The organism is Streptomyces sp. NPDC029044 (assembly GCF_040637495.1).
Taxonomy (GTDB): Bacteria; Actinomycetota; Actinomycetes; order Streptomycetales; family Streptomycetaceae; genus Streptomyces.
The window spans coordinates 1-25,012 of sequence record NZ_JBEZWN010000003.1 but is presented as its reverse complement, the minus strand read 5'-3'; the positions used below and the strand labels follow the sequence as shown (position 1 = coordinate 25,012).

26 protein-coding genes, 2 tRNA genes and 1 riboswitch are annotated in these 25,012 nt (G+C 72.1%); of the genes, 13 read left to right on the top strand and 15 right to left on the bottom strand.

All coding sequences use genetic code 11. The features are described from left to right. Positions 1-61 precede the first annotated feature (61 nt). The 4 genes from AB0E85_RS03510 to AB0E85_RS03495 all read left to right on the top strand — a co-directional run bounded on the left by AB0E85_RS03510 (position 62) and on the right by AB0E85_RS03495 (position 4,815). Entirely contained in the window at positions 62-592 is a 531-nt protein-coding gene (locus AB0E85_RS03510) for a hypothetical protein (protein WP_361921991.1), read from the top strand. A 322-nt stretch (positions 593-914) separates the two neighbouring features. Continuing rightward, entirely contained in the window at positions 915-3,035 is a 2,121-nt protein-coding gene (locus AB0E85_RS03505; RefSeq protein ID WP_361921989.1) for a DEAD/DEAH box helicase, read from the top strand. Positions 3,036-3,252: 217 nt separating this feature from the next. Further along, a tRNA-Lys gene (locus tag AB0E85_RS03500) sits at positions 3,253-3,325 on the top strand. A gap of 503 nt (positions 3,326-3,828) precedes the next feature. Beyond that, on the top strand, positions 3,829-4,815 hold the full coding sequence (locus AB0E85_RS03495) for a helix-turn-helix transcriptional regulator (protein WP_361921987.1): 987 nt from the start codon (positions 3,829-3,831) through the stop codon (positions 4,813-4,815). A 77-nt stretch (positions 4,816-4,892) separates the two neighbouring features. On the opposite strand, the gene AB0E85_RS03490 is transcribed toward AB0E85_RS03495, so the two are convergent. The 10 genes from AB0E85_RS03490 to AB0E85_RS03445 all read right to left on the bottom strand — a co-directional run bounded on the left by AB0E85_RS03490 (position 4,893) and on the right by AB0E85_RS03445 (position 12,258). Continuing rightward, positions 4,893-5,153, bottom strand: coding sequence for a hypothetical protein (locus tag AB0E85_RS03490; RefSeq protein ID WP_361921985.1), 261 nt, complete (start codon positions 5,151-5,153; stop codon positions 4,893-4,895). Further along, complete coding sequence (locus AB0E85_RS03485; RefSeq protein WP_361921984.1) at positions 5,150-6,601, bottom strand: NAD(P)/FAD-dependent oxidoreductase; 1,452 nt, start codon at positions 6,599-6,601, stop codon at positions 5,150-5,152. The genes AB0E85_RS03490 and AB0E85_RS03485 overlap by 4 nt, the downstream gene beginning before the upstream one ends. Continuing rightward, a complete protein-coding gene (locus AB0E85_RS03480; protein ID WP_361921982.1) occupies positions 6,598-7,491 on the bottom strand; it encodes a serine hydrolase domain-containing protein in 894 nt (297 codons plus the stop codon). Before AB0E85_RS03480 ends, AB0E85_RS03485 begins: the two co-directional genes overlap by 4 nt. After that, positions 7,488-7,982 (bottom strand): hypothetical protein, encoded by a 495-nt coding sequence (locus AB0E85_RS03475; protein WP_361921980.1) that lies wholly within the window; start codon positions 7,980-7,982, stop codon positions 7,488-7,490. The genes AB0E85_RS03480 and AB0E85_RS03475 overlap by 4 nt, the downstream gene beginning before the upstream one ends. A gap of 72 nt (positions 7,983-8,054) precedes the next feature. After that, positions 8,055-9,098: an HTTM domain-containing protein gene (locus AB0E85_RS03470; protein ID WP_361921978.1), complete on the bottom strand. Its 1,044-nt coding sequence runs from the start codon at positions 9,096-9,098 to the stop codon at positions 8,055-8,057. Continuing rightward, positions 9,095-9,760 carry a DUF5819 family protein gene (locus AB0E85_RS03465; protein ID WP_361921976.1) on the bottom strand — a complete coding sequence of 222 codons (666 nt, stop codon included), beginning with the start codon at positions 9,758-9,760 and terminating at the stop codon, positions 9,095-9,097. Before AB0E85_RS03465 ends, AB0E85_RS03470 begins: the two co-directional genes overlap by 4 nt. After that, a complete protein-coding gene (locus AB0E85_RS03460) occupies positions 9,757-10,077 on the bottom strand; it encodes a hypothetical protein (protein WP_361921974.1) in 321 nt (106 codons plus the stop codon). Before AB0E85_RS03460 ends, AB0E85_RS03465 begins: the two co-directional genes overlap by 4 nt. A 37-nt stretch (positions 10,078-10,114) precedes the next feature. Next, entirely contained in the window at positions 10,115-10,456 is a 342-nt protein-coding gene (locus AB0E85_RS03455) for a hypothetical protein (RefSeq protein ID WP_361921972.1), read from the bottom strand. 115 nt (positions 10,457-10,571) lie between these two features. Continuing rightward, complete coding sequence (locus tag AB0E85_RS03450) at positions 10,572-11,432, bottom strand: RNA polymerase sigma factor SigF (protein WP_306927259.1); 861 nt, start codon at positions 11,430-11,432, stop codon at positions 10,572-10,574. A 331-nt stretch (positions 11,433-11,763) separates the two neighbouring features. Next, positions 11,764-12,258: a MarR family transcriptional regulator gene (locus AB0E85_RS03445; protein ID WP_167345945.1), complete on the bottom strand. Its 495-nt coding sequence runs from the start codon at positions 12,256-12,258 to the stop codon at positions 11,764-11,766. A 135-nt stretch (positions 12,259-12,393) separates the two neighbouring features. Between AB0E85_RS03445 and AB0E85_RS03440 the strand changes: the two genes are divergently transcribed. The 5 genes from AB0E85_RS03440 (at position 12,394) to AB0E85_RS03420 (ending at position 16,552) form a co-directional block, all read left to right on the top strand. Next, positions 12,394-13,566 carry a PP2C family protein-serine/threonine phosphatase gene (locus tag AB0E85_RS03440; protein ID WP_361921970.1) on the top strand — a complete coding sequence of 391 codons (1,173 nt, stop codon included), beginning with the start codon at positions 12,394-12,396 and terminating at the stop codon, positions 13,564-13,566. 139 nt (positions 13,567-13,705) lie between these two features. Beyond that, complete coding sequence (locus AB0E85_RS03435) at positions 13,706-14,623, top strand: STAS domain-containing protein (protein WP_361921968.1); 918 nt, start codon at positions 13,706-13,708, stop codon at positions 14,621-14,623. Further along, the gene (locus AB0E85_RS03430; RefSeq protein WP_361921967.1) at positions 14,620-15,033 is read left to right on the top strand and encodes an STAS domain-containing protein; all 414 of its coding nucleotides are present in this window, start codon (positions 14,620-14,622) and stop codon (positions 15,031-15,033) included. The genes AB0E85_RS03435 and AB0E85_RS03430 overlap by 4 nt, the downstream gene beginning before the upstream one ends. Beyond that, positions 15,033-15,476 (top strand): anti-sigma regulatory factor, encoded by a 444-nt coding sequence (locus tag AB0E85_RS03425; RefSeq protein ID WP_361922379.1) that lies wholly within the window; start codon positions 15,033-15,035, stop codon positions 15,474-15,476. The genes AB0E85_RS03430 and AB0E85_RS03425 overlap by 1 nt, the downstream gene beginning before the upstream one ends. Then, entirely contained in the window at positions 15,476-16,552 is a 1,077-nt protein-coding gene (locus tag AB0E85_RS03420; RefSeq protein WP_361921965.1) for an ATP-binding SpoIIE family protein phosphatase, read from the top strand. Before AB0E85_RS03425 ends, AB0E85_RS03420 begins: the two co-directional genes overlap by 1 nt. An 84-nt stretch (positions 16,553-16,636) precedes the next feature. Here the strand turns inward: AB0E85_RS03420 and AB0E85_RS03415 are convergent, their stop codons facing one another. From AB0E85_RS03415 to AB0E85_RS03405, 3 genes are all read right to left on the bottom strand, one after another. Beyond that, positions 16,637-17,143 carry a MarR family transcriptional regulator gene (locus AB0E85_RS03415; RefSeq protein WP_361921963.1) on the bottom strand — a complete coding sequence of 169 codons (507 nt, stop codon included), beginning with the start codon at positions 17,141-17,143 and terminating at the stop codon, positions 16,637-16,639. Positions 17,144-17,261: 118 nt separating this feature from the next. Continuing rightward, on the bottom strand, positions 17,262-17,903 hold the full coding sequence (gene ribA, locus AB0E85_RS03410; RefSeq protein ID WP_033314291.1) for a GTP cyclohydrolase II: 642 nt from the start codon (positions 17,901-17,903) through the stop codon (positions 17,262-17,264). A gap of 133 nt (positions 17,904-18,036) precedes the next feature. Beyond that, positions 18,037-18,552, bottom strand: a complete 516-nt coding sequence (locus tag AB0E85_RS03405) for a MarR family transcriptional regulator (RefSeq protein ID WP_361921961.1) — start codon at positions 18,550-18,552, stop codon at positions 18,037-18,039. Positions 18,553-18,679: 127 nt separating this feature from the next. Here AB0E85_RS03405 and AB0E85_RS03400 point away from each other — a divergent pair, with 127 nt between their 5' ends. The 4 genes from AB0E85_RS03400 (at position 18,680) to AB0E85_RS03385 (ending at position 22,520) form a co-directional block, all read left to right on the top strand. Then, positions 18,680-19,810, top strand: coding sequence for a dihydrofolate reductase family protein (locus tag AB0E85_RS03400; RefSeq protein WP_361921959.1), 1,131 nt, complete (start codon positions 18,680-18,682; stop codon positions 19,808-19,810). Between the two features lie 66 nt (positions 19,811-19,876). Beyond that, positions 19,877-19,950: transfer RNA gene (locus AB0E85_RS03395), tRNA-Met, on the top strand. A 288-nt stretch (positions 19,951-20,238) separates the two neighbouring features. Further along, positions 20,239-20,395, top strand: a riboswitch (cyclic di-AMP (ydaO/yuaA leader). 11 nt (positions 20,396-20,406) lie between these two features. Then, complete coding sequence (locus tag AB0E85_RS03390) at positions 20,407-21,447, top strand: M23 family metallopeptidase (RefSeq protein ID WP_361921957.1); 1,041 nt, start codon at positions 20,407-20,409, stop codon at positions 21,445-21,447. 128 nt (positions 21,448-21,575) lie between these two features. Beyond that, the gene (locus AB0E85_RS03385) at positions 21,576-22,520 is read left to right on the top strand and encodes an aldo/keto reductase (RefSeq protein ID WP_361921955.1); all 945 of its coding nucleotides are present in this window, start codon (positions 21,576-21,578) and stop codon (positions 22,518-22,520) included. Positions 22,521-22,609: 89 nt separating this feature from the next. On the opposite strand, the gene AB0E85_RS03380 is transcribed toward AB0E85_RS03385, so the two are convergent. Both AB0E85_RS03380 and trmB read right to left on the bottom strand, forming a co-directional pair. After that, the gene (locus AB0E85_RS03380) at positions 22,610-23,956 is read right to left on the bottom strand and encodes a PrsW family glutamic-type intramembrane protease (RefSeq protein ID WP_361921954.1); all 1,347 of its coding nucleotides are present in this window, start codon (positions 23,954-23,956) and stop codon (positions 22,610-22,612) included. Positions 23,957-24,015: 59 nt separating this feature from the next. After that, complete coding sequence (gene trmB, locus AB0E85_RS03375) at positions 24,016-24,855, bottom strand: tRNA (guanosine(46)-N7)-methyltransferase TrmB (RefSeq protein WP_361921952.1); 840 nt, start codon at positions 24,853-24,855, stop codon at positions 24,016-24,018. Between the last annotated feature and the right edge of the window lie 157 nt (positions 24,856-25,012).

Here is a 25,012-nt window from a genome sequence, read left to right as displayed (position 1 = left end):
CCTCTTGTGGGCGGCGGGAGTTGGAGGTGTTGACTCCATCACCCTTTCCGGAGGTGGCCCCGTGCGCCCCTTGTACGTACCCGTCCGACTGGCCGCCACGGTCGTGGCGGTCGCTGCTGCCGCCGGCTGCATGAGCGTCGGCGACGATGCGGGTGGGAGCGTCAAGCCGTCGCACTCCGCCGGGCAGCGGGGCGGCGAGGCGCCCGACGGCGGCCCGGCGGTGTCGGGTGGTGGCGCCGGGTTCGGCCCGGCCGGGGCCGAGGGGGAGCGGAGGCGCGGCAAGGGCGCGAAGGACAAGAAGGGCAAGGGGGGCGGGGCGGGGGCATCGGCGTCCCCCGAGGCGTCGCCGAGCGCTGACGCGAGCCCGACGGCGCCGGGGCATGTCAAGCCGGGGAAGCCGCCGCGGCCCACGGCGAAACCGCCGGCTCCGCCGACGCCCACCCGGACGGCCGAACCGGAGCCCACGCCGACGCCGCCGGAGCCGACGACGTCTCCGGAGCCGACGCCGGAGCCGTCGTCGTCGGCGCACGAGCCGCCGGGGCCGCAGCTCGCCCAGCGGGAGCCGGCGCCGGCGGCGGGGTCACCGGCGTAAGGGGGCGGAGGGTGCCGGAAGTTTTCCTCCCGGGGCGGGAACAATCCCGGCCGGAGGGTGGTTGGAGTCGTCGGGAAGCCGTCCGGTCGCCGGACGGCGGACCGCTGTCTCCTGCACAGTCCGGTTTGCCTTGTGGGGCCCGGAGTGCGTATGGTGGCAGATCGTTTGATCCCATCTTGCCCGGCGCCACTGCAGAGCGCGCCGTGTGGCGCGTACTCTCCCTTGCCGTGGTGGACCGCATTGAGGCGGTCGTATTGCGAATCGCGAATCACGGAGTTGACGGGCGCGTGCCGACTGAGACTCCGGAAGGTTTCGCATTCGCATGTCCATCGCCAGTACTGATCACGTCGTCGTGCCCGAGAACGAGGCAACCGAGGACGCCCCCGAGGTCACCTTCGCGGACCTCGGTCTCCCCGAAGGCGTCGTGCGCAAGCTCGCGCAGAACGGCGTGACCACCCCCTTCCCGATCCAGGCCGCGACCATTCCGGACGCGCTGGCCGGCAAGGACATCCTCGGCCGTGGCCGCACCGGCTCCGGCAAGACCCTGTCGTTCGGTCTGCCGACCCTGGCCACGCTGGCCGGCGGCCGTACCGAGAAGCACAAGCCGCGTGCCGTCATCCTGACGCCGACGCGTGAGCTCGCCATGCAGGTCGCCGACGCGCTCCAGCCCTACGGCGACGTCCTCGGCCTGAAGATGAAGGTCGTCTGCGGCGGTACGTCGATGGGCAACCAGATCTACGCCCTGGAGCGGGGCGTCGACATCCTCGTCGCCACTCCGGGCCGCCTGCGCGACATCATCAACCGCGGCGCCTGCTCGCTGGAGAACGTGCAGATCGCCGTTCTCGACGAGGCCGACCAGATGTCCGACCTGGGCTTCATGCCCGAGGTCACCGAGCTGCTCGACCAGGTCCCCGCGGGCGGTCAGCGGATGCTGTTCTCCGCGACGATGGAGAACGAGATCAAGACCCTCGTCGACCGGTACCTGGACAACCCGGTCAGCCACGAGGTCGACGCCGCCCAGGGTGCCGTGACGACCATGTCGCACCACATCCTCATCGTGAAGCCCAAGGACAAGGCGCCGGTCACTGCCGCGATCGCCTCCCGCAAGGGCCGCACGATCATCTTCGTCCGCACCCAGCTGGGCGCCGACCGTGTCGCCGAGCAGCTGCGGGATGCCGGTGTGAAGGCCGACGCGCTGCACGGCGGCATGACGCAGGGTGCGCGTACGCGGACCCTGGCCGACTTCAAGGACGGGTACGTCAACGTGCTCGTCGCGACCGACGTCGCCGCCCGCGGTATCCACGTCGACGGCATCGACCTGGTGCTGAACGTGGACCCGGCCGGTGACCACAAGGACTACCTGCACCGGGCGGGCCGCACCGCGCGTGCCGGCCGCACGGGCACGGTGGTGTCGCTGTCGCTGCCGCACCAGCGGCGTCAGATCTTCCGGCTGATGGAGGACGCGGGTGTCGACGCCGGGCGTCACATCATCCAGGGCGCCGGCGCCTTCGACCCGGAGGTCGCCGAGATCACCGGTGCCCGGTCGATGACCGAGGTGCAGGCCGAGTCCGTGGGCAATGCCGCGCAGCAGGCCGAGCGTGAGGTCGCCCAGCTCACCAAGGAGCTGGAGCGGGCGCAGCGGCGCGCGAACGAGCTGCGTGAGGAGTCCGACCGGCTGCTGGCCCGGGTCGCGCGTGAGCGGGGCGAGGAGCCCGGTGACGTGGTGGCCCAGGAGGCCGGGGAGGCCGCGGCCGCCGTCGAGGTGTCGGTGCCCGAGCAGCCGACCGCGAAGGACGTGGAGCGCGAGGAGCGTCCCGAGTCCTCCGCTCCGTACGAGCGCCGGGAGCGGCGCGACGAGCGCGGTGGCTTCCGCCGTGACGACCGGGGCGACCGTGGTGACCGTGGCGGGGACCGTGGTGGGCGTTCCTTCGAGCGTCGTGACGACCGTGGCGGCCGTTCGTTCGAGCGTCGTGACGACCGCGGCGGGTTCAACCGCGACCGTGACCGGGACCGTGGTGGCCGTTCCTTCGACCGCGACCGGGACCGCGGCGGCTTCCGCCGTGACGACCGGGCCGACCGTGGTGACCGGGGCGAGCGCGGTGGCTTCCGCCGTGACGACCGTGGTGACCGTGGCGGGGACCGTGGTGGGCGTTTTTTCGAGCGTCGTGACGACCGGGGCGGCCGTTCGTTCGAGCGTCGTGACGACCGCGGCGGGTTCAACCGCGACCGTGACCGTGGCGGCTTCCGCCGTGACGAGCGCGGTGGGCACCGGGGCAGCGACCGTCCCTTCAACCGGGACCGTCGTGACGACCGTCCGGGCTTCCGCTCCGGCGGCCACGACCGTCCGGGCCACGACCGCCCGTACGGCCGTCGTGACGACCACCGCGGTGGCTCGTCCTTCCAGCGCCGCGAGGACAAGCCGCGCTGGAAGCGCAACGGCTGACATCAGCGCATGAGGAGCGCCGTGCTCCGTCCCAACGGGCGGGCCACGGCGCTCCGTCGTTTCCGGCGCGGGCTCCGCGGGGGGCGCGCTGACACGCCCGGACGGGCCGGTTCATGCCCCTCATCGGCCCAGTTCGTCCCGCCGGCAGGGCCGGGACCCCGATACCCGATCGGAGTCTCGGCATCGTCCGGCTATGCTCGTGGGGGCGACATCGCCTGGGCCCTTAGCTCAATTGGCAGAGCAGTGGACTTTTAATCCATTGGTTGTGGGTTCGAGTCCCACAGGGCCTACCGGCGCGGGAGAGGGGTCACCCCCTCTGACCTGCTGTGCAGCGCCTGAGCCGACTTCGGTCGGGTCGGGCGCTGCTTCGTTTTCGGGGCCATGCCTGAGCGATGCGTGAGCGGATGTGCCCGCGACGGCTGTCCGCCGACCTGGACCTCGCAAGCGGTGTCCCCACAGTCCGCGCGGTCCTACGGCAGGAATGGGGGACGTGGCGTCCCCCGCTTCCTCGGCGCGCCCAGCCCCCGCATCACGGACCGGGCCCCCGCCGGCTACGACGCCGCCGTGCTGCTCGCGTACTCCCTGCGGCCCTGCATGCGCTGCGGAGCCTGTCGACGACTTCTCTTGAGGTGCCCCTTGTCGGACGGCGTGGCCCACCCGACGCCGAACTCGCCCGGTGTTCGCGCGGGTTAGACTCCCGGTCGCGAAGCGGCCTCGCGCCGGGGCGGGACCGACCATCCCGTCCGCCGTGCGCAGGGCCGGTCGGGGCTGCGTATGAATGGGGGCGAGGCAAATGGGATCAGACATGTCCGGGCTCGGGCTCTCCGCCCCTGAAGAGGCCGTGTACCGGCACTTCCTGAGGAATCCGGACACCTCCGACGACGAGATCCACGCACTGCTGGGACTGGATCAGCGTGAGGTGGGCGAGAGTGTGCGCCGCCTGTGCACGCTGGGGGTGCTGCACCACACCGGACCGGGCGCGTTCGCAGCCGCGGACCCGGAGACCACCGTGGAGCGCCTCACCGACCTGTGTCTGCGGGAGCTCCACAGGGAGCTTGCCCGGGTCACGCAAGCCCGGCACCTGGTCGCCGAGCTGCGTCAGGAGCAGCCGCAGGAGGCCGTTTCCGCTCCGCGCATCGAGCGGCTGGCGGACGTCGGGCGCATCCGCGCCCGGATCGACGACCTGGCCTTCTTCGCACGCGAGGAGATCCTCTCGGTCGAGCCGTACGTCGAGCTGACGCCTGAGAACATCGCCCACGCCCGTCCGCTCGACCAGCGCTGCCTGCGGCGCGGCGTGCGGATCCGCAGCGTTTTGCCGTCCACGGCGCTCGACCATCCCCCCACCGTCGGCTACCTGCGCGAACTCGCTTCGCAGGGCGCGCAGATCCGGGTCGCGCAGACCGTCACCGAGCGCATCCTCGTCTACGACCGCAGCATCGCCCTGGTGCCCGTGGACCCCGACGACACCGCACGCGGCGCACTGCTCGTCCGTGAGGACGGTCTCGTCGCCAATGTGCTCGCCCTGTTCGAGAAGATCTGGAGCGAGGCGGAGCCCCTTCCGCCGTACGACGAGGGCGGCGACGGCCGCGACCAGCCGACCGAGCTGGAACAGCGCGTCCTGGAATCGATGTGCCGGGTCAGCAAGGACGAGATAGGCGCCCGCGAGCTTGGCATCTCCGTCCGCACCTACCGCCGCCACGTGGCCGACCTGATGCAGCTGCTCGGCGCGGCGGGGCGGCCGCAGGCCGCTCTCCTGGCCCGCGAGCGCGGCTGGATCTGACCCCTCACCGGTGAGCGCCTGTGCGTGAACGCCACGCCCTGCCGGAGCGGCACCCGCAGACCCGGAGCGGGCAGAGGTCAGCAGACGGGCCCCGCGTCGGGCAGGGACCAGCCGCGCAGCGTGCGGTCCCGCAGCGCCGCGGCCACGGCCGCGCGTGCCGGATCCGGACCGGCCCCGACCCGCAGTGTGATCCGGTCCGCCGACACCTGCGTGGAGCAGGGCCACTCCGGTGGCAGCAGGGCCAGCAGGCGGATCACCACCAGGGGAGCGGCGGGCGAGTCCGCGGCCACGCGCACGACATGGATCTCCGCCTCGGGGCCGCTGCTCCCGCCGCTCATGACGCGGGGCCGAGAACCGGAGCGGTGCGGATGCCGAACTCGCGCCGCAGGGCGGAACGCGCAGCCCAGTAGCCGGACATGCCGTGCACGCCGGGTCCGGGCGGTGTGGACGCCGAGCACAGGTACACCCCGCGCAGCGGGGTGCGGTAGGGGTCGAACCGGGGCACGGGGCGCAGCAGCGACTGGGTGAGCGTCATGGCCCCCGCCAGGATGTCGCCGCCCACGTAGTTCGGGTTGTACGCCTCGAAGTCCGCGGCGGTGACGGCCCGTTCGGCCAGGACCGTGTCCGTGAAGCCGGGAGCGTGCCGCTCGATCGCGGCCCGGATCATCGGCAGCGGATCACGCGTGTCGCCGTTCGGTACGTGCGCGTACGCCCAGACCGGCCGCCTGCCCCGCACCTCGCGTCGGGGGTCGGTGACGGCGGGGTCGACGAGCATGACGAACGGTTCGGCGGTCGGGACACCGCGCGCTGCGAGGGTCTCCTGCCGCAGCATCGTGGCGCGGCTGCCACCGAGGTGAACCGTGCCCGCGCGGCCGACCCCGGGGTCGCGCCAGGGGATCGGCGCGGAGACCAGGAAGTCCGCCTTCGCCGCGCCGGGGCCGTACCGGAAGCGCGCCAGGGCCTTTGCGTAGCGGGTCGGCAGCCTGTCCCCGGCGAGGGCGAGGAACCCCTTCGGCGCCACGTCCAGCAGAACGGCGCGTGCGCCCTGCACCTCCCGCACGTCGGCGACAGGCGCTCCCGTGCGGATGCGGCCGCCGTGCGCCACCAGGTCGTCGGCGAGGGCGCGGGCGATGACGCCGCTGCCGCCCTTCGGCAGCGGCCACCCCGTGCTGTGGCCGAGGTGCCCGAGCAGCAGAGCCGTGGCGCCGGAGGCGAGGCTGGGCAGTCGTCCGACCGCGTGCGCGGCCACGCCGGTGAGCAGCGCGGCCGCCTCCTCGGTCGCGAACCCGTGGAAGGGGCTGCCGTGGCGCAGGACGCGCGGCGCCAACAGAGCCGGGGCGGCGAGGTCGTCGGGCCAGGAACGCTGCCCGGACAGGATGAAGTCGACGACGCCTGTGCTGTGTGCGACCAGGGGCTCCATGAGCCTGCGCCACCGGACACCGTCGGCGCCGAGTCCGGCGCAGGTGGCCGCGAGGTCGCGGTGCGCCAGTGCGACGGTTCGCTCGTCGAGGACTTGGGCGTAGGCGATCGGGGGGTGGAGGAGTTCCACCCCGCGGGCGGCGAGGCCGAACTCGCGGAAGAACGGCGAGGCGGGGGCCATGGGGTGCACCGCGGCGCAGATGTCGTGCACGACCTCGCTGTCGAACAGTGGGGCGGTGCGCAGTCCGCCGCCGATGGCGTCGGCACGTTCGCGGATTTCGACGCGCAGACCGGCGCGGGCCATGGTGACCGCGGCGGCGAGTCCGTTGGGGCCGCTGCCGACGACGGCGACGTCGCAGTTCGTCATCCGGCTGCCGGCCTCTCGGCTCCTCGGTCCTGCGAGGCCTTCTTCGCCTCGGCGAGCAGTTTCAGTCCGGCCCGGTCCGTCCGGTCGGGCCGGCCGCCGAGCCGGTGCACGACTGCCCAGGCGGTGGTGCCGGGAAAGGCCCCGGCGAAGACGGACGCGTCCCGTGTCGTTCCGTTGTGCCAGCGCAGCTCGCCCGCGCTCTGCCAGGACACCGCGGGTTCGCCCAGCGCACGGTCCACCAGCATGCCCTTCACCAGCTCCGCCACGGCCCGGGGGGTGGCCCACAGGCCGCCCGCGGGCAGGATCGGTCCGGTCATGGTCCAGGGGGCGCGGGGCCGCCCGAACAGGCCGCGGGCGGTCAGCGTCCGGTCGGCGGGCGGGTCGGCGGTGACCTCGTCGACGCCGAGCGGCGCGAGCACGTACGTGCGCAGCAGTTCCTCGTACGGGCCACGGCCGGCCGCCTCCAGGGCGGCGCCGAGGACGGCGTAGCCGAGGTTGGAGTACTCCTCGCCCGCGCCCGGCTTCCGCGCGGCGATCGTGTCGAGCTGCCGCAGAATCCTGTCGAACTCCTCGGAGTCGAGGGTGGCGTAGGGGTCGCGGGGGTCGGTCGACGACGGCTGCGGGTGCAGGCGGGGCAGGCCCGATGTGTGGTCCGCCAACTGCCGCAGCGTGATCTGCGACCCGGCGGGAACGGCCGGAAGCCATGCGGTCAGCCGGTCGTCGGGGTCGAGCCGCCCGGCGTCGGCCAGCCGTGCCAGCAGGGTTCCGGTGAGCACCTTGGTGACGGAGCCGATCTCCACGTACGCGTCCGGGGCGTGACCGTGTTCGGCCCGTACGGGGCCGGTGCCGGAGATCGCGCACAGCGGAGCGGGGCGCGGGAACCACCTCATCGGCCGGTCCAGTTCCGCAGCAGCGCCTGACGCTCGGGCGACTTCGGGGTCGTACGGCCGGCGACCCGGCCCCACGCCGTGAGCGTCCGGGGAGACGCGCTGCCGTCGACGAACCGGGCGAGCAGGTCCTGGGAGAGGGCGAACTCCTCCTTGTCGTACGCACCGGCGGCGGCCGAGTGGACGGCCAGTTCCTCGGCGCCGGAGGCGGTTTCGAGACGCAGCAGCATCTGACTCGGTTCGCCGGTGCCGCCCAGTGCGGCCGTGAGCACGATCTCCACGGCCAGCGCCAGCCGTCGACGGGAAGCGCCGTGCACCGGGGCGCCCTCGACGGTCGCGGAGCGCAGTTCCTCCCACGTCCACACCCGGTGGTCACCGGCCACGCCGGCCTCCACGCCCTTCTCTGTCAGCCGGACTGCGCGGCCCTCGGTGCCCGGCGGGGCACCCACGTACACCGCGTCCGAGGTGATCCAGAACAGTCCGACCATCGCCACAGTTGACTCCCGTTCATGTCGTACGTCCCGGCCGGACGGGCGGCCCGGCCGCCTGCGCCCGGCCCTGGACGATCAGCCTGCATTTTCGGCGGAGGCCGTCCGCGCCGCCGTGACAGTGGACTGTTCCGGCCATCCGGCCCGTTCCCGTACGGACGCCGCGACACGTTCGCGGACACGTCCCGCCAGCCGGATCCCCGCGGCGATCGGCCGGCTCAGGAAGATCAGGTCGCAGGCCACCATCGTGAGGGCGAACCCGGTGAGCCCCATGAAGAAGGCGATCGACAGGTGGAAGCCGATCGACGCCACGGCCGCCCAGGGGCGCAGCTTCCGCACGAGCACGCCCAGCGGGAAGTAGACCAGGAACAGCGTGGTGGCGTACGTTCCGCCGATCACCAGCAGGTCGTTCTCGTACACCAGCCGTGAGAATCCCGGGAGTTCGAACTCGGGGATGCGCATGATGTAGAAGAGCGCCGTGCCGTCCTGCCACAGCTTGCCCTGCACCTTGTAGAGGCCGCTGGTGACGTACACGAGGCAGATCTGTGCCGCGATGGCGAGCACGCCCAGGTTGTGCAGCGGAGTCTGTGCGGCGCGCACACCGGCGGGCAGCCGGTCCGTGACCCGTCCGGCCAGGCCGCTCGTCAGCGAGAACCGGTCGTAGCAGCGGGTGAGCATCAGCATGGGGATGACGAGATACGCCAGGTTGTCGCCGCCGTCGAGCAGGAACTGGTCCCGCTGGTACACCGACCACAGGAACACCCAGTGCAGGGCCAGCACCGGCCGTCCTCCCACGCCCAGCGTGACGGCGAGCGCCAGCAGCATGCCGAGGTGGAAGACCAGCTCGAACCAGGCCGTGGAGGTGCTGACCGCGTAGAGGCTGAAGGTGCCCGTCTCCTCCAGAACCGTGCGGAATCGGCTCCAGGACTCCACGCCCGAGGGGCCGAAGAGGTAGTGCCGGTCGGCGTACTGCGAGGCGTAGAACATGAAGCCGACGAAGCCGAGCAGGACCCGCGTGCCGGAGACTCCCAGGACGGCGAACGACGTGGAGCCGAGCCGGTCGAGCGAGGTCAGGGAACGGCTCGCCCGGGCGCGCAGCCGAGCGCCGAGTGAGGTATTCACCGCAGTTCGCCCACCTTCAGCCAGTCGAAGTCCTGCACCTGCGCCGTGACCTTGGCCGCCTTGGCGGGGGCGTTGCGCTTCGACCAGGGCGGCAGTTCGCGCACGTACATGCGTACCTGGATGCGCTGCGGATCACCGTCGCAGGCGCCGGGCATCTGGGTCAGCGAGTAGCGGGAGAGGAAGCGGACCGCGTTGTCCTGCGCCTTCTGCTCCTCCGGCATCAGGCGGACCTTGCCCTTGCCGTCCTTCTGGTCCTCGGCGATGTCGTCCTTGTGTTTCTCCCGCAGCCGGTCGAGCAGCGGGTCGGTCGCGTTGATGGACTGCATCGGCGCGGAGACCAGCCGTGACATGCGGGAGGGGAAGAACCTGCTCTCCTGTGCCTTGCGCACGTAGGTGGTGGTGACGTCGTGGTAGTCGGTGACGCTCCCGTCCCGGCACTGGGCGCGGGCCAGCACGCCACGGTCGTCGGCGAGCGGATCCGGCGCGAAGAGCATCCAGTTCTGTACGAAGTAGGGGTTCAGATAGCCCTTCACCTTGTCGAAGTGCTGGACCTTCAACGGGGTGGCAGGGGCTTGGGAGAAGGAGGCGAGAGCGAAGTGAAGGCCCAGGAGGGCGGCGCCGCCGAGCAGCACCACCCTCCTGATCACGAGAGGACTCGTCACTTGTCGAAGACCTCTTCGACGGACGGCGCGCCCTTGCTGGTGGTGTCCGCCGGGGCGGAACCGAGGCTCGCGATCCGGACCACGTTGCCGACCTGGCTGCGGATGGCCTGCGTGCCGGCCAGCGCCCTGCCGTGGACGACCGCGGCCTTGGCCACGGAGCCGAGCCACATCGGCTGCTTCTCGCCGGTCTTCGACTCGGCCGTCTGGACGGCGGAGGCGGTCACCGACGGCGCGGCGGCCTGGGCAGGAGCCTGCATGGCGAGCAGGGCGGCGACGCCGCCGAGAACCACACCGGTACCGGCAATTGCCTTCTTCACTGTTCTTCTCCCGTTGTTCTTCTTCTGGTCCGTCAGCTCACTGCCAGCCGTTGACCGGCTTGCACAGCCGGTTGACGGGCGGCAGCGAGTGGTCGCCCGTGTGCTTCTTGCAGAATTTCCCGAGCGCCCGCCCCACCAGGTCGTGCGAAGCGTTTGCATGCGTTGACGCCGACGGCACGGGCCGCTGCTCCGCGGTGGCACCGGCCGTACCCGTCGACCCCCAGCCCACGGCCGCGGACACGGCCAGGACGACGATCGACCTGACGCGAACCGAATGTCGCCCGGACTGCGCGTTCACTTGCTTTCCCCCTTGACCTGACGGGTCGTTCTGACGAGAAAACGATGCCATCGGAACAGCAGCGTCGGGCCTGTTGCTCATGTCAGCTTCCTGCACAGGGGGCGGCACTTTCCTGCCGAGTCCCACCGTGCCCACAAGGAAGCCCCGGTCCGGAGATCGTCTCCGGGCCGGGGCTCTTGTGGTGGTGCGGGCTGGATCAGCCGGTGGTCAGCATGCCCGAGCGCAGTCGGGCCACGGTGCGCGAGATCAGCCGGGAGACGTGCATCTGCGAGATGCCCAGCCGGGCGCCGATCTCCGCCTGGGTCAGTTCCTCCACGAAGCGCAGGTGGAGGATGAGGCGCTGGCGCTCGTCGAGTTCGGCGACGAGGGGGGCCAGGGCGTGGAAGTCCTCGACGAGTTCGAGGGCCGGGTCCTCCTCGCCGATGAACTCCGACAGCGTCGTGTCGCTCTCGTCGGGGTCGCCGGTGACCGTCGCGTCGAGGGAGGAGGACAGGTAGCCGTTGGCGGCGATCTGGGCCTCGACGACCTCCTCCTCCGACAGGTTCATCAGGGCGGCCAGTTCGGCCACCTTCGGGGCGCGGCCGAGGCGGGAGGCGAGTTCCTCGGTGGCCTTGGCGAGTTCCGTGCGGGCCTCCTGGAGGCGGCGCGGCACGTGCACGGCCCAGGACGTGTCGCGGAAGAACCGCTTGATCTCGCCGATGATGTACGGCACCGCGAAGCTGGTGAACTGCACCTCGCGGGAGACCTCGAAACGGTCGATGGCCTTGATCAGCCCGATGACGCCGACCTGGACGATGTCCTCCATCGACTGCCCGCTGGTGCGGAACCGGCGGGCCGCGAAGCGCACCAGCGACATGTTCATCTCGATGAGCGTGTTGCGGGCGTACTGGTATTCGGGCGTGCCCTCCTCGAGGACGGCGAGCCGGTCGAGGAACTGCCCGGTCAGCCCGCGTGCGTCCTGCGGGGCGAGCTTCTGGGGTTCGGCGATCTGCGGCAGCTCCTCACCGGTGCAGGTGGCGGAATCCGTCGTCGTGCCGATGCGCATGGTCGCCGTCACGGGCCCTCCCTCTAGTCCGGCCCGCTCCGATTCCCCCGACAGGCCACCTCCAGCGCCGTTACCCGCCCTCGCCCCGGTCATGCCCCGCATATGCCCCGGCGAGACGTTGACCACAGTCGGCGCAGGTCGAGGCGGTGGCGGGGTACCCGGACCGGTATCGCGGCGGCACGGGCAGGGAGGGTGGGCGGTGGAGTGCGCGAGAGAGGGCCATGGGGCCCGCGGAGCGGACAGTTGTCGTTTGACAACTATAGGTGGAGGGCAACAGCCTAGGCGTGCCGAACGTGTGCGGGGAAGGGACCGGAAGGGCCGACTCCGCGCGACGGCGAGAAATTCAGGCAGTCCGGGTACCGGACGAGCGGGAGTCTTCGGAGTCGTCGTGTATCTGGGCCGCCGCCGCGTCGCAGAACGCCTCAAGGCCCTGCAACAGCGCGACCCGCTTCGCCGCGGGCATCTGGTCGAGCACCGCGCGCAGCGCGTCCTCCCGGCGCGTGCGCAGGTCGGCCAGGAAGGCGCGGCCCCGGCCGCTGAGGTGCAGGCGGACCTCGCGCCGGTCGGCCGGGCTCACCTCCCGCTCGACGAACCCGGCCGCCTGAAGCCGGTCGCACAGCCGGCTGGTCGAGGGCGGTGTGGAGGCGAGGGAGTCGGCGAGCGTCCGCAGATTGATGCCCTCGTGGTGTTCGAGCATGAGCAGCACCCGCAGCTGGGACGCGGAGGCCGGCGCGGTCGAGGCCCGGCCCCAGAGGACCTCCAGCAACTCCGCGGCCGTGGAGGTCACACGGGCGACCTCAGCGGGCTCGGGGCGGGGTCGGAGGGAAGTCACAGTCACACTCTCGCAGGCACCGGGATGGCCGTCAGCGTACTAGGCGTGGCGTGAACCGCCCGGGACCTGCCTCCCGCCCGTAGACAAGGACCGTTTCCCCGGACGCGTCGGCGTCCCATCGAGGATGGTGAACAGACCACCGTGACCACGATCACGAACAGATTCGTGGCCGCCGAGCGCGCCCTGCGCACGGCGGCGCCCCATCAACTGCTGGACGCGGTCCGTCGTGTACTGACCGATCAGTACGCGGCGGACTCCGTCGAGCTTTTCCTGGCCGACTACGGACTGACGGTGCTCCAGCCGGTGTCCGTGCTGCCGCACACCCTCCAGCCGGTGTCCGTGCACAACAGCCCGGCGGGCCGGGCCTTCGGTGCCCAGGAGCCCTATGTGGAGATCCCCTCGGGTGACCTCGCACGCGCGCACCTGCCCGTCACCGTGCGCGGCGACCGCCTCGGTGTGCTGACCGTCACCCTGCCGGGCGCGGAGCACGCCGAGAGCTGCCTGGACGAGCTGGCCGAGATCGCCGAGGTGCTCGGGCACGAGGTCTGCGTGGCCGAGCGCGACACCGACCTGTACCTCCAGGCCCGCCGCCGGGACCGGCTCACGCTGGCCGCCGAGATGCAGTGGCAGCTGCTGCCCGGCCGCTCCTGCACCCGCCCCGAGTACGAGTTGGGCGCACAGCTGGAGCCGGCGTACGCGATCTTCGGCGACAACTTCGACTGGTCCGCCTCTGCCGACCGGCTCAGCCTCTACGTCACCAACGGCATGGGCGAGGGCATCGAGGCCTCCCTGCTGACGAACCTGGCGATCAACGCCCTGCGCAACGCACGCCGGGCCGGGCTGTCCATCGACGACCAGGCGGCCCTGGCCGACCAGGCGGTGTACGCCCACTACCGGGGCCGCTGCTACCTCTCCGTGCTCATGCTCGACTTCGACCTGGCCACCGGCCGGGTCCGCGCGGTGGACGCCGGGTCGCCGCAGATGCTGCGGCTGCGCCGGGGGGCGGTCGAGCGGGTGCCGTTCGACGCCCAGCTGCCGCTCGGCATGTTCGAGGAGACCGACTACGTCATCCAGGAGTTCGGGGTCGAGCCGGGCGACCGGCTGGTCTTCGTCAGTGACGGGGTCTACGACGTCGCCTCCCCGGGCGGCGAGGCCTACGGGGACGCCGCCCTGGCCCGGGCGATCCAGTCGACCAGGCTGCTGCCGGCCGCCGAGGTGCCCCGGGCGATCCTGCGCGAACTGACGGGGCACCGCGGCAGATCCACCCCGGACGACGACGCGCTCGTGGTGTGTCTGGACTGGCGTGGCCGGTAAGGGACGGGGAAGGCGCAGGTCGGGGGTGACTGTGGGCAGTTGTTTGGTGGTGCCGAACGTCGGCACTAATGTTTGTCATACGGCAAGTAACGGCTGAGGCGCCGTGGCGCGACCTCGGTCCGGCCCGTGCAAGGGAGCGATGCAAGTGTCGGTGTCGGAAGAGAACGCGGAGCAGGAGCCGGCCGCGCACCAGGTGAGCGCCTTTCTGGAACGGCGCCGGGAGCAGATCGCCCAACGCTGGGCGGACGCGGCGCTGTTCCGCACGGTCTTCACCGTCTCACGCGACGAGGCCGTGGAGGCGGGCAGGGCCGTGACCGCGGCGCTGGCGGCCGTGGCGGCCACGGGGCGGCTCGACGACATCCGGGCGCCCGGATTCGAGGCCGTGCGCGACCAGTTGGGACGTATGGCGGCCTCCCGCGCCCGGACGGGCATCGACCCGGACGGCGTCGCCGGCGAGGTGGCCGCGCTGCGGGCCCCCGTGACCGAGCTGCTGCGTGCCGAGTACCCGGAGCCGTACGCCCCGGAGGCCCAGGAGGCCGTGCTGGCGCTGACGGTGCTCATGGGCACGCTGCGCCTGGTCGTGATGGAGACGACGGTCAGCGCCGGCGAGGAGCTGATCGCCCGGCAGCGCGAGCAGCTGCACGAGGTGGCGACCCCGGTGATCAAGCTGTGGGAGAGCACCGTCGCCGTGCCGCTGATCGGCACGCTGGACAGCGCGCGCAGCCAGGTGGTCATGGAGAGCCTGCTGGACGCGATCGTCGCCGAGCGCGCCCGGTACGCCATCCTCGACATCACCGGCGTGCCCACGGTCGACTCGCTGGTCGCCCAGCACCTGATGAAGACCGTGGCGGCCGCCCGGCTGATGGGCGCCGAGTGCATCGTCTCCGGCATCCGGCCCGCGATCGCGCAGACCATCGTCCACCTGGGCATCGACCTGGGCACGGTGCTCACCCGATCGAGCCTGGCGGACGCGCTCGCCTACGCGCTCAGCCAGCAGGGGGTCGAGATCGCACCGCTGCGGGCGGCCGGCGCGGCGGCGGACGCGGGCACGCGGTGACCGGGTTCGCGGGACACGGGCCCGCGGGCGGGCACGGCTTCACCGTGCCGGTCCTCCAGCTGGGCGATGTCCTGCTGGTCACCCTCCAGGGGGAGCTGCACGACGGTATGGCCGAGCAGCTCCAGGAGGACATCACGGCCCGGATCTCGCACTCCCGGGTGAGCGGCGTCGTGATCGACATCTCCGGTGTGGAGATCGTCGACTCGTTCCTGGGCCGGGTCCTCGCGGAGATCGCCGCCGGGGCCAAGCTGCTGGCGGCCCGTACGGTACTGGCCGGGATGCGCCCGGCGGTGGCGATCACGCTGGTCGAGCTGGGGCTCACCCTGCCCGGCCTGCGGACGGCCCTGGATGTCGAACGTGCGATGGAACTGCTCGGCGTCACCACGCGCCGGGGCGAGGGGAGTCCATGATGCAGGCTTCCCGCCATGCCGGTCCGGCCGACCTGCCGATCGGCTCGGACGCCGATCTGGCGTGGGTGCGGCAGCAGGTCCGGCAGGCCGCTGCCGAGCTCGGCTTCGGGCTGGTGCAGCAGACCAAGCTCGTCACCGCGGCGAGCGAGCTGGCCCGCAACACCCTCGTGCACGGCGGGGGCGGCCACGTGCGGCTCACCCCGCTGGACGCCGGGCAGTCGCACGGGCTGCGGCTGGACTTCGTCGACACCGGGCCCGGCATCCGGGACCTGGACCAGGCGCTGACCGACGGCTACACCAGCGGCGGCGGGCTGGGGCTGGGCCTGAGCGGCGCCAAGCGGCTGGTGCAGGAGTTCGAGGTGGACAGCCGGCCCGGTGAGGGGACCACCGTCACCGTCACCGCCTGGGCCACCGTCGTACCGCCCTCCCGGACGGTGCCGTGATGAGCAGGGTCTGGGACGTGCCGGTGGAGGACGACTCGACGCGGGTGCGGGACGTGCGCGTGGCGGCCGAGGAGGCCAGCGCCCGTGCCGGCCTGCCCCCGAACCGCACCGCGACCGCCGCGCTCGTGGCGACGGAGCTGGCGACCAACCTGCTGCGGCACGCGGAGGGCGGGCGCGTGCTGATCAACCTCGTCGAGCGGGCGTACGACGACGGCCGGCAGCGGGCGGCCGTGCAACTCGTCGCGCTCGACCACGGACCCGGCATCCCCGACGTCGCGGCGGCGATGCGCGACGGCTACAGCACGACCGTCGCGGCTTCGCTGGGAGCCGGGCTCGGGACGTGCCGGCGCATAGCGAACGACTTCGATCTGCACAGCGCACCGGGCCGGGGCACCGTCGTGATGGCGCGGATCGGCCACGAGCCGGCCGTTCGCAACCAGGGGCCGCCCCCGCTGGGCCCGCGGACCGGGGGTGTCAACGTCCCCCTCGGCCGGGCCGAGCAGTCCGGGGACGCCTGGGGCCGGGTGCGCGGCGGGGACCGGCTGACCCTGCTGCTCGCCGACGGGCTCGGGCACGGGGCGAAGGCGGCCGAGGCCTCCACCGCGGCGGTGAAGGAGCTGCGCGGCCTGGCGGAGCTGCCACCCGTCGAGATCCTGCGGAGTCTGGGCCGAACCCTGCGCCCCTCCCGGGGCGCCGCCGTCGCCGTGGCGCAACTCGACATACGGGAAGCGCAGTTGAGCTTCGCCGGGATCGGCAACATCGGCGCCCGGCTGCGGACCGACGGCGCGTGGAAGCCGCTGCTGTCCCACCCGGGCATCGTGGGCGCGCAGGCGCCGGCGTCCGTGCCGGTGCAGCGGGTGCCCTGGGGTGCGGACAGCCTGCTGGTCCTCCACAGCGACGGCCTGCCGAGCCGCTGGACGCCGCCCGACGACGGCGTACTGCCCGGCTGTGACCCGGCGGTGGCGGCCGCGGTGGTGCTCCGCGACGCGGGGAGCGCGGCCCGGCCGACGCGGGACGACACGTGCGTGGCGGTCCTGACCGCCGGCGGCGTGAGCCGTCACGGCTCGGGAGCCTGAAGTCTCGGTCGGCACCTCACTCGGGCCGGCCCGTGCGGCCCGTCCGTCCCGACCGGGGATGGCCGGCGCGGCCCGTTCTGTCGCTCAGGGGTTCTCCGGCCTGCCGGCATCGGGCGGCAGCGCGTTCCGGGCCGTCAGGAAGCCCCGCAATCCCCTGCTCAGCGCGGCCCGTTCGGCCGGTTGCATGGCCGACAGCGCTGCCGTCAGGGCCTGGGCGCGGCGGGCGGCGACGTCGCACAGGACGTGCTGTCCGTGTGGCGTGAGCCACAGTTGCACCTCGCGGCGGGTGTCGGGGTGCGGGATGCGTTCCAGCAGGCCGGCCGCTCCGAGGCGGTCGCAGAGGCGGCTGGCCGTGGGGAGGCCGATGTCCAGGCCGTCCGCCAGGGCCGTCAGATTCAGCCCCGGCGCCGCCTGGACGGTGCGCAGCGCCCGCAACTGGTGCAGCGACAGGCGCAGGGACGCCTCTTGGGCGGCGGCCGACCACAGCGCCGTCAGGCTCTCCACGGCATCGGTGATCTGCGAGGCGACGGATTCCGGGTCATCGCCCGGTCTCCTCACCCGGTGGTCGCCGGGGCCGCCGAGATCGGTCACGAAACGGTCACTTCCATAAAGCTCCGGGTACGGATGAGGTCGCCCTCTTCCAAAGGCTGTACCCGATGAACCGCATGGCAAGCAGCCCGGTTCGGCGCCCGGCCGGACCGGGGGCGGCTCAGCCGGCGCTGAGCTCCGTCAGCGCGGCCAGCGGCAGCGTGTGCTGGGTCTGGAGGACCTTCGCGCGCAGGTAGCGGACGTTGTGCGCGGTCGTGAAGACGCCCGTGGGGATCCGGTCGCGGACGTCGACGCCCAGGGCCCGCAACTGGCCCGCCTTGTCGGGGTTGTTGGAGAGCAGGTCCAGTTCGCCGATGCCCAGGGCGCGGAGCATCTGGGCCGCGGCCGTGTAGTCGCGGGCGTCCTCCGGCAGCCCCAGTGCCGCGTTCGCCTCGTACGTGTCGAGCCCCTCGTCCTGGAGGGCGTACGCGTCGAGCTTGTTGTAGAGGCCGATCCCACGGCCCTCCTGGCGGAGGTACAGCAGCACGCCACCGCGCTCGGCGATGGCCTCGACCGCCTCGCGCAGCTGGGGTCCGCAGTCGCAGCGGGCGGAGCCGAACACGTCCCCGGTCAGGCACTCGGAGTGCAGCCGCACCAGCGGGACCGGGCCGGGCTCGCCGAGGACCACGGCCACGTGCTCCTGGCCGTCGGCCAGCCCGTGGAAGGTGACGAGCTCGGCGTCGGCCTCGTAGCCGTCGTGGAAGCGCAGCGGGACCCGGACGCGGGAGCGCGGGGTGGCGATGACGGCGGGGGTGTCGGGCATGCGGGGCCTCCGGGTTCCGTTTCCTGTTCGGCTGCACAGCCGTACTGCTTCAGATTTGAAGCAGATCCACTTCCGGAACCCTACTCGTGCTTCAAACTTCAAGCAATCGGTATCCGGCCCCCTGTGACGCTCGTCACGAACAGGCCGGTGATGACCTCCGCCGCCACGGCACCTCGTCCGCCGCCGGGCGCGAGCCGTCCTCCTGGAGGCCCTGCGCGATCGCCGCGGAGATCTCCTCCAGCTGCCCCACCTGCTCCTCGCTGAGCCGGTCGAACAGGAAGCTCCGCACGGTGTCGACATGCCCGGGCGCCGCCCGCTCCAGCACCGCGAAGCCCTCGTCCGTCAGTGCGGCGATGCTGCCCCGCTTGTCGTACCGGCAGGCCTCGCGCCGCAGCAGGCCGTCCTTCTCCAGCCGCGTCACCGCGTACGTCAGCCTGCTGCGCGTGATCTTCAGCCGCTCGGCGAGATCGGTCATGCGCAGCCTCCGTTCCGGGGACTCGGACAGGACGGACAGGATGGAGTAGTACAGGTGCGGCATGCCGGCGTCCTGCTGGAGCTGCCGGTCGATCGCGTCCTCCAGGAGCAGGGAGGCGGCGACGTACGCGCGCCAGGCACGTTGCTCCTCGGGGGTGAGCCAGCGAGTCGTCATGCCACCAGTGTAGGTTTGTTTCAAACTTGAACCAAGCCCGTCTTGGTGACCCTGTCCCGTCTTGGCGGCCCTGTCCGCCTTGGTGACCCCGTCCAGTCCCGCCGTCCCGACCAGCCGCGGAGCGTCGATGCCTCACCCGTACGTCCTGCTGTCCGCCGCCGTCTCCCTCGACGGCTACCTGGACGACACCGGACCCGACCGCCTGCTCCTGTCGAGCCCGGCCGACTTCGACCGGGTCGACGAGGTCCGGGCCGGTGTCGACGCCATCCTGATCGGCGCCGGCACCATCCGCGCCGACAACCCGCGGCTCCTGGTGAACTCCGGCGAACGCCGGGCCGCCCGCCGGGCCGCCGGGAAACCGGAGTACCCCCTGAAGGTCACCGTCAGCGGCTCCGGCGACCTCGACCCGGACGCCCGCTTCTGGCACACCGGCGGCGAGAAGCTCCTCTACACGACCGACCGGGGCGCCGAACGCGCCCGCGCGTCGGGCCTGGCCGCCGACGTCGTCCCGCTCGGCGCCGACCTCGACTGGCGGCGGCTGCTCACGCACCTGCACGACGTCCGGGGCGTGCGGCGGCTCATGGTCGAGGGCGGCGGCCTGATCCACACCCAGCTCCTCACCCAGGGTCTCGCCGACGAACTCCAGCTCGTCCTCGCCCCGCTCTTCGTGGGCGACCCCGGGGCACCCCGCCTCTTCGGTCCCGGCGGCTACCAGGGCGGCCGGCTCCGGCTGCTGGAGTCGCGGCGGATCGAGGACGTGGTCCTGATGCGCTACGAGCCGACCGCCCCGGGCACCGGTGCCCTGCCCGTCGCCGCCGACCACCACTGGCTGGCCCTCGCCTGCGACCTGGCCGAGCGCTGCCCGCCGTCGGACACGGCGTTCAGCGTGGGCGCGGTCGTGGTCGCCGCCGACGGCACGGAACTGGCCCGCGGTCACTCCCGCGAGGCCGGTGACCCGGTCGTGCACGCCGAGGAGGCGGCCCTGGCGAAGCTCGACCCGGCCGACCCGCGCCTGCCCGGCGCGACGGTGTACAGCAGCCTGGAGCCCTGCGCCCGCCGCGCCTCCCGCCCCGCCCCCTGTGCCCGGCTGATCCTCGACGCGGGCGTACGGCGGGTCGTCACGGCCTGGCGCGAGCCCGACACCTTCGTGACGGCCGCGGACGGCAGCGGCCTCCTGGCCGCCGGCGGAGTGGAGGTCGTCGTCCTCCCGGAGCACGAGGAGCGGGCCAAGGCCCCGAACCGCCACCTGCCGGGCTGAGAACGGGCCGCTCCGAGCGGTGTGCACGAGTGGTCCCGCGGATGGCGTACACTGGTGTCACAACGACGCGGGGTGGAGCAGCTCGGTAGCTCGCTGGGCTCATAACCCAGAGGTCGCAGGTTCAAATCCTGTCCCCGCTACTGAAGGCCGAGGGCCGGAATCCAAAAGGATTCCGGCCCTCGGTGCATTTCCCCGCACCTCATTACGGTCGGTGACCGAACCACCCCGCTGCGCGCGTTAACTGATGCACCGTCAAAACTCGTCAGTCACTTGCGAAGCGGTCAACTCGCCCGATTTACTCCGGTCATGGCAGGTAAGTCCGCGTGAAAAAGGTTAATGATCAAGCGGAATCGCTGGAATACCCCTCGCGCCTCCATTAACGTTCGATAACGCAGCGCGGTCGTCCCAGCCGTCACAGAAGGCGGCTCCGTGCGCACGCGCCGAATCCCGAAAGGGAACCGGGGAACCACCACTTGGGGTGAATCGGGCGGATACCACCGTGGAAGCACGGCCGGTATACGCGCGTAGGAGACCTTCCTGCTCCGAACCCGTCAGCTAACCCGGTAGGCGAGAAGGAAGGAAAGGAGTACGCCCACGTGGCGTCCAACCGGCCTGCCCCCGCGGCCCCGTTCGCGCCGAAGCGCGAGACCGACACCTTCGGCTACGGCGGTCAGCGCACCGACGAGGGCCCGTTCCAGGAGTGGAACCCCACCGAGGAGTCCATCCGTCCCGTCCGTGGCCGGCATCGCGTCACCAAGCAGCGCGGCGGAGGTCTCGCCCGCAGCTCCACCGTCCTGGGTGTCGGCGTCATAGCCGCCGTGGGTGCCGGCGGCATGGCCAGCGCCCAGACCGGCAAGCCCCCGGTGTCCATCTCCGTCCCGGACCTGCCCTCGGTGGGTTCCCTCATCTCGGACGACGACACCCCCGAAGGTTCCGCCACCCCGCTCAGCAGCCTCGGCACCGCCACGACCGCCACCGAGCAGGGCAAGAGCACCTCCGGCGCCGGCGCGGGCGAGGCGCTGCGCGCCCGGATCATGGCCCAGGTCGAGCACCAGCAGGACCAGATCGAGACCAAGGCCGCCCAGGACGCCGCGGCCGCCGCCGAGAAGGCAGCCGCGGAAGCGGTCGCCAAGGCGGAGAGGGAAGCCAAGGCCAAGGCCGCCGCGGCCAAGGAGAAGGCGGAGGAGGAGGCCAGGAAGAAGGCCGAGGCCGAGCGTCTCGCCGCCCTGGCCAAGCAGTTCACGCTGCCGACCTCCTCGTACACCATCACCTCCAGCTTCGGCCAGGCCGGCGCCTACTGGTCCTCCGGCTACCACACGGGCCTGGACTTCGCCGCCCCCACGGGCACGCCGATCAAGGCCGTCCACAGCGGCACCATCACCGAGGCCGGCTGGAACGGCTCGTACGGCTACAAGACCGTCCTCACCCTCGATGACGGCACCGAGATCTGGTACGCGCACCAGTCCTCCATCGGCGTCAGCGTCGGCCAGAAGGTCAGCACGGGCGACGTCATCGGCCGTGTGGGCGCCACCGGCAACGTCACCGGTGCCCACCTTCACCTGGAGGTCCACTCCGGCGGCTCCGCGAGCGGCATCGACCCGATGGCGTGGCTGCGGGGCAAGGGACTGAACCCGTAAGCCGTACCCACCCGTTGAAGCACCGGCGGCCCTGACGACGACCCCCCGACGTCAGGGCTGCCGGATTTTCCGGCGTGTACGGCGGAGTAGGGGAATGGGCCGCTCCGGTAACGGCGTTGACGTGGAGCATGACTCATCTGCGTAAGCTCGGCCCTTCCGACCTCGAGGTGTTCCCACTCGCCCTCGGCGGCAACGTCTTCGGCTGGACCGCCGACGAGGACCAGTCGTTCGCCGTCCTCGACGCCTACACCGCCGCCGGCGGCAACTTCGTCGACACCGCCGACTCCTACTCGGCCTGGGTCGAGGGCAACCGGGGCGGTGAGTCCGAGACCGTGCTCGGCCATTGGCTGAAGTCCCGCGGCAACCGGGCGGACGTCGTCGTCGCCACCAAGGTCAGCCAGCACCCCGAGTTCCGCGGTCTGTCCGCCGCCACCATCAAGGCTGCCGCGGATGCCTCCCTGCGGCGCCTCGGTACCGACTACATCGACCTGTATTACACACACTTCGACCAGCCCGACGTGCCCGTCGAGGAGATCATCGGCGCGCTGGACACCCTTGTGAAGGCCGGGAAGGTGCGGCACATCGCCGCCTCCAACATCTCCGCCGAGCGGCTGCGGGCGTCCCTGGAGTTCTCCGAACGCGAGGGGCTCGCCCGGTACGTGGCGCTCCAGCCCCACTACAACCTGGTCTCCCGCGGCACCTACGAGGGCGAACTCCAGGACCTCGCCGAGCGGACCGGCCTGGCCGCGGTGCCGTACTTCGCGCTCGCGTCCGGCTTCCTCACGGGCAAGTACCGGCCCGGAGCGACGGTCGAGAGCGCCAGGGCGGGAGGTGCCGCCAAGCATCTGGAGACCGAGCGGGGGCGGCGGGTGCTCGACGCCCTCGACGAGATCGCCGCGGCGCACGGCGTGCCCGTGGCCACGGTGGCCTTGGCCTGGCTCGCCGCCCAGCCGACCGTGGCGGCGCCGATCGCCTCCGCGCGGACGGTGGAGCAGCTGCCCGCGCTGACCGGCGTCGGCGAGCTGACTCTCTCGGAGACCGAGGTCGGACGGCTCACCCAGGCCTCGGCCTGAATCGGGTCTGACTGCATCGGGTCTGACTGCATCGGGTCTGACTGCATCGGGCTGAGAAGGTCTGGCTCGGTCTGGTCCGGACGAGAGGTCTAGGAGCGGTACGGGTTGTACGCGGGGTACGGCGTCGGCTGCGGGCCGTACCCGTACACCCCGTACACCGGCCAGGGCGGGGCCGTCACCGGGACCGGAGGGGCGGTGATCCGCGCCGCGTGGTCCAGCGCGGGTCGGGCCACCTCCCGGCGCCGCCACAGCTCGCCGAGCAGTTCCCCCTCCCGTACGGCGAAGTCGGGCCCGGCACGCCCCCGCCGGGCGCGGTGTCGCAGGAACGCCAGGGACGTCGCGTACGCCTCGTACCGCGCCACCTCCCGCGCCGCCGCCTTCCCCACGTGACGGCGGGCGTACTGGCGGGCGATCCGCCGGGCCCGCATCGAGCCCAGCGCGTACGGCTCGGCGGGGGTCAGCCAGCCGGCCACGGCGTAGGCGGGCAGCTCCGCCCGTACGGTCTTCAGCTCCCGCTGCCGGGTCCAGATCACCAGCCACGTCAGCAACCCGAAGATGGGCACCATGAACGCCGCGTACACGGCGAAGAACCCGTACTCGCCGAAGGCCGAGGAGCCGTTCCACATCGCGTGCATGCCCATCGCGAGCAGCAGGCCGCCGAGCGGGAAGACGACGCGGCGCAGCGGCCGGCGGTCCGCCGAGAGCGCGGCGATGCCGAAACCGATGCCCGACAGGACCGTGAACAGCGGGTGCGCGAACGGCGACATGACGATGCGCACGAAGAAGGTCGCCGCCGTGACCGAGGCGATGCCGGAACCGCCGGTGAGCTGGTCGGTGCCGAAGGCCGTGCCCAGGTAGAGGATGTTCTCCGTGAAGGCGAAGCCGGTCGCCGTCACGCCGGCTATGACGACCCCGTCGACGATGCCGGTGAAGTCACGGCGCCGGAAGAGGAAGACCAGGAGGACGGCCGCCGCCTTGGCCGACTCCTCGACCACCGGGGCTATCACCGTCGCGCCCAGGGTGTCCGCGCTGGACGGGTCCGCCGTCGCCGTCGCTATCCATCTCGTCGCGAAGCTGTTGGCGACGATCGCTATCAGCGCCGCCGCGCAGGCGCCCCAGGCGAAGCAGAACAGCAGGTTCCGCCAGGGGCCGGGCTCCACGCGGTCCAGCCAGCGGAACGCGGCGATCAGCAGGGGCACCGGCAGGACGGCCAGCCCCAGCCCGACCAGGAATCCCTCCGTGCCGGTCTCCTCGCGGACCAGGGCGAGGATGACCAGGCCGGATATCGCGAGGAGCGTGCTCAGCGCGCCGTAGCGCACCCAGGCGCGCTGCCACCAGTGGGCGTGCCGCAGGGAGCCGGCCGTGCCCGGGCCGGTGAGGGGTGTGCCCTCGGCGGGACCGCTGGGATACGACGGGTGTGGGGGGCTGGTGGCCACGGCATCGACCCTAACGACGGTTGGGCGCTGTCCGCAGGCGGAAGAGGTGCCAGGGGTGGTCAGGCGCCGGCGGGGGGCTGGTCCACGTGCTGTACGCGGCGGAAGAGGAGGTCGTTCACGACATGTCCCTTGTCCAGTCCCTGGCCCTCGAAACGGGTCAGCGGACGGAAGTCGGGACGCGGCGCGAAACCGCCGTCCGCCTGCGTGTTCTCGAAGTCGGGGTGAGCGGTGAGGACGTCGAGCATCTGCTCGGCGTACGGCTCCCAGTCGGTGGCGCAGTGGACGAGCGCGCCCGGCCCGAGCCGGGTGGCTGCCAGGGTGAGGAAGTCGGGCTGGATGATCCTGCGCTTGTGGTGCCGCTTCTTCGGCCAGGGGTCGGGGAAGTAGACGCGCAGGCCACTGAGGGAGTCCGGGGCGAGCATCTCGCGCAGGAGGATGATCGCGTCACCGTTGCCGACCCGGATGTTGGACAGGCCGTTGCTGTCGGCGAGGTTGAGCAGATTGCCCTGGCCGGGGGTGTGGACGTCGACGGCGAGGATGTTGGTGTCGGGGTCGGCGGCGGCCATCTGGGCGGTGGCCTCGCCCATGCCGAAGCCGATCTCCAGGACGACGGGGTTGTCGTTGCCGAACAGCTCGGGCAGGTCGAGGGTGCGGCTGCCGTCGATGTCGAGACCCCACTTGGGCCACAGCCGCTGTAGCGCGTCCGCCTGACCTGCGGTGACACGGCTTCGCCGCGGCTGGAAACTGCGGATCCGCCGCTCGAAGTGCGACCCGGCGGGGTCGGCCTTGGGCCCGTCGGGAAAGCGCGGCTCTCCCTTGGCCCGGGTACGCCGGACGGAGACACCGGGGGTGTGCGGGTGCGGGTTCGGGGCTTCGGGGGTGTTTGCGGAGTCAGACACAGTGCCCCTGATTTTACGGCTGAGGTGCTTCGCCTGCGCCGGGTGGTGGGTCGGGGCCGCGCCGGGGGGTGTCCGTCCTCGGAACGGCGCGATGGGGCGTCATACCGACTGACTGGCGTTGACGCGCCAACCGCTGCGGGCGGACACCCCCCGGCAC

Excerpts from the sequence above, each read along its gene's own strand:
- AB0E85_RS03485 (WP_361921984.1), bottom strand. The coding sequence starts at position 6,601 with ATGACGAACTGCGACGTCGCCGTCGTCGGCAGCGGCCCCAACGGACTC.
- AB0E85_RS03405 (WP_361921961.1), bottom strand. The coding sequence starts at position 18,552 with ATGACGACTCGCTGGCTCACCCCCGAGGAGCAACGTGCCTGGCGCGCG.
- AB0E85_RS03495 (WP_361921987.1), top strand. The coding sequence starts at position 3,829 with ATGGGATCAGACATGTCCGGGCTCGGGCTCTCCGCCCCTGAAGAGGCC.
- AB0E85_RS03455 (WP_361921972.1), bottom strand. The coding sequence starts at position 10,456 with ATGAGCAACAGGCCCGACGCTGCTGTTCCGATGGCATCGTTTTCTCGT.
- AB0E85_RS03420 (WP_361921965.1), top strand. The coding sequence starts at position 15,476 with ATGAGCAGGGTCTGGGACGTGCCGGTGGAGGACGACTCGACGCGGGTG.
- AB0E85_RS03400 (WP_361921959.1), top strand. The coding sequence starts at position 18,680 with ATGCCTCACCCGTACGTCCTGCTGTCCGCCGCCGTCTCCCTCGACGGC.
- AB0E85_RS03425 (WP_361922379.1), top strand. The coding sequence starts at position 15,033 with ATGCAGGCTTCCCGCCATGCCGGTCCGGCCGACCTGCCGATCGGCTCG.
- AB0E85_RS03490 (WP_361921985.1), bottom strand. The coding sequence starts at position 5,153 with ATGAGCGGCGGGAGCAGCGGCCCCGAGGCGGAGATCCATGTCGTGCGC.
- AB0E85_RS03505 (WP_361921989.1), top strand. The coding sequence starts at position 915 with ATGTCCATCGCCAGTACTGATCACGTCGTCGTGCCCGAGAACGAGGCA.
- AB0E85_RS03435 (WP_361921968.1), top strand. The coding sequence starts at position 13,706 with ATGCAAGTGTCGGTGTCGGAAGAGAACGCGGAGCAGGAGCCGGCCGCG.
- AB0E85_RS03385 (WP_361921955.1), top strand. The coding sequence starts at position 21,576 with ATGACTCATCTGCGTAAGCTCGGCCCTTCCGACCTCGAGGTGTTCCCA.
- AB0E85_RS03480 (WP_361921982.1), bottom strand. The coding sequence starts at position 7,491 with ATGAGGTGGTTCCCGCGCCCCGCTCCGCTGTGCGCGATCTCCGGCACC.
- ribA (WP_033314291.1), bottom strand. The coding sequence starts at position 17,903 with ATGCCCGACACCCCCGCCGTCATCGCCACCCCGCGCTCCCGCGTCCGG.